The sequence below is a fragment of the Actinomycetota bacterium genome (genome assembly GCA_040755895.1).
Classification (GTDB): Bacteria; Actinomycetota; Aquicultoria; order Subteraquimicrobiales; family Subteraquimicrobiaceae; genus Subteraquimicrobium.
On sequence record JBFMAG010000097.1, the window covers coordinates 1 to 8,792 of the forward strand.

At 45.7% G+C, this 8,792-nt stretch carries 10 protein-coding genes; 8 read left to right on the plus strand and 2 right to left on the minus strand.

Features of this window, described 5'->3' with window-relative positions; translation table 11 throughout:
* On the minus strand, window positions 1-772 hold a 772-nt coding region (locus tag AB1466_04535), incomplete at its 3' end, for a peptidase U32 family protein (protein ID MEW6189363.1).
* Window positions 773-1,062: 290 nt separating this feature from the next.
* On the opposite strand from AB1466_04535, the gene AB1466_04540 reads away from it, so the two are divergent.
* From AB1466_04540 to AB1466_04570, 7 genes are all read left to right on the plus strand, one after another.
* Window positions 1,063-2,037, plus strand: coding sequence for a sensor histidine kinase (locus tag AB1466_04540; protein MEW6189364.1), 975 nt, complete (start codon window positions 1,063-1,065; stop codon window positions 2,035-2,037).
* A 28-nt stretch (window positions 2,038-2,065) separates the two neighbouring features.
* The gene (locus AB1466_04545) at window positions 2,066-2,725 is read left to right on the plus strand and encodes a response regulator transcription factor (protein ID MEW6189365.1); all 660 of its coding nucleotides are present in this window, start codon (window positions 2,066-2,068) and stop codon (window positions 2,723-2,725) included.
* Between the two features lie 219 nt (window positions 2,726-2,944).
* On the plus strand, window positions 2,945-3,328 hold the full coding sequence (locus tag AB1466_04550; GenBank protein ID MEW6189366.1) for a response regulator transcription factor: 384 nt from the start codon (window positions 2,945-2,947) through the stop codon (window positions 3,326-3,328).
* Between the two features lie 244 nt (window positions 3,329-3,572).
* Window positions 3,573-4,070, plus strand: a complete 498-nt coding sequence (locus tag AB1466_04555; GenBank protein MEW6189367.1) for a hypothetical protein — start codon at window positions 3,573-3,575, stop codon at window positions 4,068-4,070.
* A gap of 41 nt (window positions 4,071-4,111) precedes the next feature.
* Complete coding sequence (locus AB1466_04560; GenBank protein ID MEW6189368.1) at window positions 4,112-4,618, plus strand: hypothetical protein; 507 nt, start codon at window positions 4,112-4,114, stop codon at window positions 4,616-4,618.
* A 161-nt stretch (window positions 4,619-4,779) separates the two neighbouring features.
* Window positions 4,780-6,555 carry an Ig domain-containing protein gene (locus tag AB1466_04565; GenBank protein ID MEW6189369.1) on the plus strand — a complete coding sequence of 592 codons (1,776 nt, stop codon included), beginning with the start codon at window positions 4,780-4,782 and terminating at the stop codon, window positions 6,553-6,555.
* 80 nt (window positions 6,556-6,635) lie between these two features.
* Entirely contained in the window at window positions 6,636-7,193 is a 558-nt protein-coding gene (locus AB1466_04570; GenBank protein ID MEW6189370.1) for a hypothetical protein, read from the plus strand.
* Window positions 7,194-7,228: 35 nt separating this feature from the next.
* Here AB1466_04570 and AB1466_04575 read toward each other — a convergent pair whose 3' ends face one another.
* On the minus strand, window positions 7,229-7,939 hold the full coding sequence (locus AB1466_04575; GenBank protein MEW6189371.1) for a carboxypeptidase regulatory-like domain-containing protein: 711 nt from the start codon (window positions 7,937-7,939) through the stop codon (window positions 7,229-7,231).
* A 400-nt stretch (window positions 7,940-8,339) separates the two neighbouring features.
* Here AB1466_04575 and AB1466_04580 point away from each other — a divergent pair.
* Window positions 8,340-8,792, plus strand: a 453-nt coding sequence (locus tag AB1466_04580) for a response regulator transcription factor (protein ID MEW6189372.1), incomplete at its 3' end; no start/stop codon positions are given.

Sequence of the window (8,792 nt, forward strand, 5' to 3'; positions counted from 1 at the left end):
CCACACCCTGCCTGTCGGCAGACAAGGGATTCGAGAGAAGATTACAATATTTACCCTTACAAGGTGTTGGATAAGAGAAAACTTCCTCCGGTTCGAGCACGTTCAACAGATGGCCATTCAATCTTACCTCCAGTCTACTATCCTTCCAATCAAATACGACAAAATCTGAGGAGGAGCACATCCCATAGGTATTATTGGAGACACCAGTGAGGTATGGGGAAAGGTAGCATCTACCTTCACAATTTATGCACAATACACCATAGGCAAATATCTCCAATTCGACGGATGTCAATGTCCTGAGTTCTCTGATCTCATCGAGATGCATAACCCTAGGAAGGGTGACGCTCTTTACCCCAAACTCACTCTTGTAAAATTCGATGGATTGAGCATTGCAGGCCGAAGCGAGGACGCTCAAGTGAATGGGAAAATTTGGGAAGTTCTTCCTCACAAACTCCAATACGCTGAGATCGCTGATGATTATGGCATCGGCTCCAACAGAGTAAGCGTCCTGTACACACTCATAACAATCATCGAGTTCACCTATTTGAGGATAGGTGTTTACCGTAACATAAATCTTCTTTCCCTCTCGATGAGCAAATTCAATGCCCTTCCTTAGCTCCTCTCGGGAAAAATTTAAACCCGGAAAATTTCGGGCATTTGTGGGGGATCTGAAGCCAACATAAACCGCATCGGCGCCATTTTCCACCGCTTCCTTGAGACCGGCGAGAGTTCCTGCGGGCATCCTGAGCTCAACTTTCTTGGATATTTCCATGGATAAGCCGACTCCTTAAAATATTTTAACATGGGGACAGTCCCTCCACAATCTCACTACCTGCAACTTTGAAACTTCATCCTTAATTTTCTTGCATGTATGATTGCACATCTGGGGTTAACTTTCGTAAAAAGAAGGAGATACCACAAATAAATCGAATATAGGAAGATGAAAACAAATATTTTCGTTGAGTAAAATACTTGCTCAATCGAAATACTCAATTGCTTCTATAATTCCTCCAGCATTCTTACACCACTTAGAACATCTTCACACCACCAAAAGGAGGACTTTTGTCTTTGAAAAAGGTGGACTCAGTAATCGATAAAAAAATCAATCATAAAATACCCTGGTTTCAGAGATCGATAATAGCAACTGAAAGAATGAGAATAACTAAAATTTTTCACGAAAAAATGGATCGAATACTTTGCGGTATTGCTTCGGACCTGGAAATATGCGAAAAAAGGATTTCCCAGAATGATTTAAAAAAAGCCAAGGATACATTCTCCCGTTTAAAGAAATCCCTCTCCGGAAGTATTTTAGAAGTTCGCGAGTTCATATACATGCTGAAAGTAAAATCCAGCAACGAAAGTAACTTTTTAACGAGCATGTGCGGTAGATCATTGGCACAGCTCCAGAGGTTAATGATGGAAGAAAGGAATAGAATGGCTCAGGAGCTACACGATACCACCTTACAAAAGCTTGCCACCCTCCTGGTCGGGGTACAACTTTGTGAAAGACTTTTATCCCAAGATATTCGCAAGGTGAGAATGCAAATCGCCAATCTTAGAAATCTAGCCCTGGATACTCACCAGGAAATAGCAAAATTTCCCCATGAACGGAACATCGAACAAAATTTTCTCCTCATACCCGCCTTAAGGGAACACCTAATGACCCTTCAAAGCATTTCAAACACACCGGTTGAATTCCGTATCAAAGGAGAAGAGGATGGAATTCCCCCAACAATCAAGATCAATTTGTTTAAAATAATCAAAGAAGCTTTAACCAACGTAGAAAAGCACGCCAAGGCGAGCAAGGTGGAAATAGATTTGAATATGGCCGGTGATCAGATATCTGCCACCGTCGCCGATAACGGCAGGGGATTCGATTTAACTGCGAGTATAGCCAAATCAAAAATATCTGGACATTTGGGTCTTACATGGATGGGCGAGCAAGTTAGAGCCTTGGGTGGCACCCTCACCATCGATACCAATCCCTGGAAGGGCACGAGGATAATTGTGGACATTCCGAATTCGCACATATCTTAATCGTCAGTTCGGCAGATTCGAGGGGAAAATGAGAGGACTGAAGGTCTTAATAGTGGACGACCACAACCTCTTTCGCAAGGGATTGCGAAAAATACTTGAATTAGAAAAGGACATCAGCACCATTGGGGAAGCAGCGAATGCTTCTGAAGCCGTTCAAAAGTCCAAAGAACTGTGCCCCGATGTAGTATTGATGGATATAACCATGCCCGAGATAGATGGCATACAAGCAACAAAACTTATAAAGGCCGTCTCTCCCATTACTAATATCATAATTCTCTCCATGCACCATGATGATCAGCATCTCTTTCAAGCCATTAAAGCTGGAGCTAAGGGTTATGTACTTAAAGAGGCTTCGGTAGAAGAACTAGTAGAAAGCATCAAAGCAACCGTGAGAGGGGAAAGTTTGCTAAATCCCTTATTAGCTCGTCGGATACTCGATGAATTTGCCAAGTTCGTTGAAGATGAAGCATCACCAGATGGTCCCGAAAGACTCACCCCAAGGGAAAAGGAGATTCTAAATCTCCTCGCCCAGGGCAAAAAGAACAAAGAGATAGCAAGAAAACTATTCATAAGCGAAAAGACCGTCAAGAATCATCTTTCAAATATCTTCCACAAACTACATTGCGGTGATCGAACTCAAGCCGTATTAGAGGGCGTTCGGCTGGGAATAATCGAGATCGAACATTAATTTGAGACCAAAGACTCAACAAAAACGGACCAAAGACCCATTTAAAATGGGTCTTTCTTTTTGTTTGATTATTTTATAGGCGAGAGGCGAACTCACCTGCTGGGAAACGTACGGGCGGGTTTTATCCCCCAAGATCAAAATGCGGCGGATGAACCGCGCTACAAAATTTGAATGAGGGGCGGGACTCTGTGCCCGCCCAATGCTAAGAGGTTCAAAGTGTTGAGGCAAATAAAAGTTCTGGTAGTTGATGATGACGCGATATTTCGACGATTGCTTTGCGAATCACTTGAGCTGGAAAAGGACATTCACGTGGTTGGGGAAGCCGCCGACGGTGAGGAAGCTATATCCAAAGCACAAGAACTTATTCCCGATGTAATCCTTATGGACGTTAAAATGCCAAAGATGAATGGAGCAGTGGCGACTCGCCACATAAAGTCAAAAGAACCGAAAATAAAGGTGATCATGCTCTCCGCATATGTGGATAAGCAATTGATCGCAGAATCTTTGCAAGCCAGAGCGAATGCTTATCTACTCAAGGATCAACCCCTCCAAAATATCATCCGAACGATAAGGATCGTCTGTCGCGCACAGGAATGGTATTGAAACGAACATGAGTTCGTAGGATATAAGACCCATGAGAAAAATGTGCGAGTAGACCCATTTAAAATGGGTCTTTCTTTCTGGTTGAATTTATATAAAGAGTTTCCTAAGCTAAAGGCTTTATTAAGAGGACTCGGGGTGTGGCTGACCGGCTAGCTGTCCTGGTTAAGGTAGAAAGATCCCCAAAGCGGGGGAAAGAACCGGTCAACAGCCACACCAAATCAGAAAGGAAAGGAGGTGAAAGGGGATGAGAAAGCTATTGGTTCTATCACTTGCTCTTTGCCTTGTATCACTGTTCACGGTACCGGCATTGGCGGAGGACGTGGTCGGTAACACCACCGCTGCGAGCCAGGTGAGCATCGTGGTTGGGAACATCAACACCGCGACCAGTGGTGATGCCACGGCCATCGGCAATGCCTCTGAGACCTCGGTGACGGCGAGCATGGATATCAGCGCAGCTGGTATAAGTGACGCAGGTGATGTGATTGATGATCCGGAGATAGAAATCGACATCGATACCGATGGCGATGCCGATGCCTATGTGGAGTATGCCTATGCGGAGCAGGATTCTCCAGAAATCGATAACACCACCATAGATGTATGCACTGCCGCCATCGCCATAAGGGACCTGAACATGATATGCACCACAATCGATGCAGATATCGATGTTACAGCCGATGGTGATGCCTGTGCTGGTATCGGAGTGGCTAGCGCAAGGGATGTTTCGGTGCTCCTTCCACTCTAAGCAAGGCAAGGAGAGAAGCTGGATAAAGGAGGTGTGAAATTGTGAGGAAGCTATTTGTTCTGGCTCTCGCTCTTTGTCTTGTGTCCCTATTCTGCGTGCCCGCACTAGCTGATGATGGAGTGGTAGCGGACAATACCACCTCTTCGAGTTCGATGACCATCATGGTTCCGAACACGAATGCTGCAGAAAGTGGCTGCGCCACCGCGGTGGGCAATGCCTCGCTAGTTGAAGTTGATGCGAGCATGGATATCAGCGCAGCTGGTATAAGTGACGCAGGTGATGTGATCGATGATCCGGAGATAGATATCGACTGGATCGAAAGTGATGGTGATGCCGAGGCCTATGCAGAGTATGCCGAGGCATACCAAGAGAACGCCGAAATAGAGGATACTGAGATCACCGCATGTGCTTGCCCACACGCCATAAATGATCTCAACGAGATACTCACGGATATCGTCGCCAACATCACCGTCGATGCCGGTGGCAGTGGAGCAGCCGGTATTGGGGTCATCAGCTTAAGAGACGTCACGGTGGCACTTCCGATCTAAACAGGCAAAGAGAGGAGAGGGGGAATCCTTCCTCCTCTCCATGGCTTCATAAATTCCTATTTCCCTTTAAGTAAAAGGCGGACTATTAACGAGTCAGGTTTACATTTTACACATTCGAGTGGTGTTAACCCATTTTGTTAATACAAGTAAGGAATAGATTTATGAGTAAAGTGAAAAAGATATTCGTCTACATAACCATATTCCTCCTCATCGCCACGGTTTCCACCCCAACAGGACTTGCTGCCTTCGAAGCAGCGAAAGGTTCTCCGAACATCGGTGCGGATGTCCCCAATGATCAAGACTCAAATCATGAAGTTCAAGCCCCCAGCGAGGATATCACAAACCCCTCCTCCTCGGATACAACATCCACTGCAAATAATATGGAGACAGCCACTACAAATAATTCAGAAATGGACAATGCCCTTGATAACCCCGATGAGGATACCGCTGAAAATCGGACTCAGGATACCACCGGTACAGCGAGGGCTTCTGACCCCACCTCATGTGAAAATAGCACCGATGTGACCAGCACCGTCAGTTCCAAAAATGTGGGCATAGCTAAGGCCCAAAGTGGTGAGGTAACCACCTATGGAGCAATATACGAAGATGAAATCCTTCCCTCGGAGGATACAACGGAGACGGCGAGATGCAACATTTCCAACAAGGGAAATGCCAAAGCCTCTTCCGGTGATGCTAAAGCAAATTGCACAGTTTACCAGAATGATGTGGAAATGGATCCAAACCTCTCCGAAATCCCAGAGGGGGTAGAAATAGAAAAAGGGGAGGATTGTTCAGGGATTATAATCCATGTCGCTTTCGAGTACATCGCCGATGTCCTAGGTTTGGCTGAAGCGAAAACTGGAGATTCAACCGCGGTGGGGGCCATGGCGAAGAATTCAATCTCCCTTGAGGATTCCTTCACCTCGGAGGATGAGGGATTCCAGGGGAACGAGGAGAGCACGGAGACGGCTTCCTCATCCGGGAATTTCTCCATCGCGAATGAGGGGAGTTCCGAGGCCTCGACGGGGGATGCCCAGGCCACCAGCATCATAGCCAGGGGTCGGCTCCACGTAGGTGGTACAGCAAACAGTACCACGAAAATCCCCGAAGACACTGATTGTAACAACCATTCCGTCTCTGCACTTTATAACGCTGCTGTAACGTGGCTTTGGAGTTGCACTGCCGTGAGTGGCGATGCTTGTGCCATTGGGACCAAAACTGAAACACTTATTTCGCTATTTTCTTCATTCTTTGGGGATTCTGCTCACACTAATGTAAACGCGAGCATAACGAACAGCGGGAGGGCGCGGTCAAGAACCGGTGATGCCTTTGCCCAACTCATCGTGGGAAATCGTTCCCCGATACTCAATCCCATTGGCGATAAGATCGTCGACGAGGGTCAAAACCTTTCCTTCACCCTTTCAGCCAACGACCCGGATGGGGATGAGTTGTACTTCTTGGCATCCAGTCTTCCCATGGGGGCAACCTTTGATCCCGAAACCAGGACTTTCTCATGGACACCTAAACGCAACCAATCGGGCGTCTACCAAAATGTACACTTTGAAGCCTCCGATGGCATCTCCAAAGATTCGGAGGATATCACAATCACCGTGAATAATGTCCCGCAAACTCAGGTGATCTGGACCGAAGTGCCCTTGGCTCCAGCTCAGCTCAGAGTGGTTAAAACTATTCGAACCACCAGACCCATGCTCCGACCGGCGGTTTACATCGAACCCGAAGCTGCTTATCCACAAGAAATTTTCCCGGAAGAGATCGAAAGACCAGTAAGACCAAAGCCCTTGGCGAAAAGGGAGGCAAAACGTGGAATGCCCTGGTGGTTATGGCTGCTGATTTCACTCCTAGTCTTGCTCCTGTCGACACTCCTGTATCAGCTATGGAGAGAGTACAAACCGAAGGTATTGCCGCCCAAAGGTTAATATAAATGTAGAGGCGGGGTTTATCCCCACCCAAGGGTGGGACTTCGTACCCACCCAAAAATGATCCGGATGCGAAGGATGTGTACGCTTTGAAGACTTTGAAGAGAATTGCCCTGACCGTCATGCTCATTTTGATCCTCGTCGCCCTTGGTCTCTTGGCGAAACCATGGAAAATCGAAATTGCTCCATCAACGAACATCATTGATACCAGTGTAAAAGGTGAAGCTGGAAGCTCCATTGGAGTCAGCACGGATGCTGGCACACACGAAAGTGATGCAACTCCCTCAAAGGCTTCTTCCTCCCAACCTGCAGGGGAAAATCCGAATGCATCCCAGCGAACCACGGTGACCACGAGCGTCAGTAAATCGCCAATGAAAACGCAGTTGCAGAGGAGGGAATATGTCCTGCCCGAGCAGGAACCGGCGGTCGACAAGCGATACGATCCTCCGAAAAAAGAGGTTACTTCCGATATAAGTGGCGATACAAGTGAGGATAAAGGAAATACATCGGCGACAAACAATTTAAACGATGGTACGGACTATAATGTTCCAACCGAAACTATTGACCATTTGCAGAGTGAAATACCCATTGGCACAGACCTTTTAGGTGCTGAAGGTGTACTAAATGTTGCCGATTGAAACGGCATTGAAACTTGGTGATCTGGAAAATTGATCTACCTTTTTGGCTTCACCCAGAAACCCTTCCACTGATTACCAACCTTCACTAAATGTGTATTCCACTTAAAAGTGATGTTTACTTTCTTGGAATCCTTTGATACCCCAAAGAGAAGTGAGGTTTTCATCTCCGCAACATTGGGATAAGTCTTTTTGGTTAGAGGATTCGTCCAAGTTTTAAGAATTTTAGCGGGTTGGACCTTAATTTCCTTGATCCTAATCCCCTTTTTTATGATCTCTCTCCAGTACTTCACATATTTAGCCTTCGAGGTTAGGGCTTTGTCCTCGGGATGCAAATATTCGTACGCTTCATCGAACCTCTTTAACTGTAAACACTTGAGCCATCTTTTCATTGTTTCATCGGGCGTTAAGGAAAGTAGGATATCCGCCTTATTTCTCCCTTTCCCAATTTTCACATCTTTCTCGTATCTCTCATATTTTTCAGCTTCAACCACGATCCTTTGAGGACCAGGGGAAACACCTTTTATCACATATTTCCCCCTCTCATCGGTGGTTGTACTTTTATCCCCCACAATAACCTTTGCATTCTTGACCGGTTGAGGCGATACCGCATCCTCGCTCACGGTTCCAAAGACGATATCTTGACCAACTGTACCGAGGAAATTCCCATACTTTAAGCCATAGATGACGAGAAGCACCAGAAGTGACGCGAGTAATATTGAAGCGAAAACTAAAAACTTTTTTCCCATTATGACCTCCTCCAATTTATTCGACAGAGCAATCCCCTTCTCCTGCAGGTTCCCAACATTTCTCGAACACAAGTTTGTACAACAAAAGCTTAATTAAATGGGACCAAAGACCTATTTAATTTGAACGTCTATTCTGCTTAAATAGCCTTAAAAGGAAAACTCATGAATCTGGGCTTGTGGGAGGGGGCGCCCAGATGGACACTATAATTGATTTGTGATGAAAAATAAAATCGACGGATTTTAACGTCGATTTTTTAATGCAAGTGATCCCGCAAATTTTAACCCAGTAGATGATATTTCCGGCATTTTACCGCCGTCCAAATCCACCATCTTCCCATTTTTATTCTATTAGCAGTTCAATAAAACTACTCAGGAAAAATTTCTTGAGGAAGGTTAGCAAATGAAAAAGGTGAGATTATTAATTGTTGATGACCATGAATTGATGAGGATGGCACTTCAAAACGTCATCCAATTGGAGGATGCATTTGAAATCGTGGGAGAAGCCAAGGATGGTCGGGAAGCCATGGAAATGGTGCCAATTTGCCAGCCAGATGTGATTCTAATGGACCTGAGAATGCCCGATGTGGATGGGATAACAGCATGTCGAAAGATACACTCCCGCTTCCCAGAAATAAAAATTTTGGTATTGACCGCCTATGAAACCGATGAAGATATCTTCGGTTCGATTCAGGCAGGGGCATCGGGATATCTTTTGAAAGACGCAAGTCCCGAAGAACTCATCAATGCCATTCGAACGGTTTTCGAAGGAAAATCCATTCTTCACCCTTGTATTGCTCGAAAAGTATTGGATAAACTCTCTTTACCCTTTGAGCAACCTCTTCAAGACGAGCCC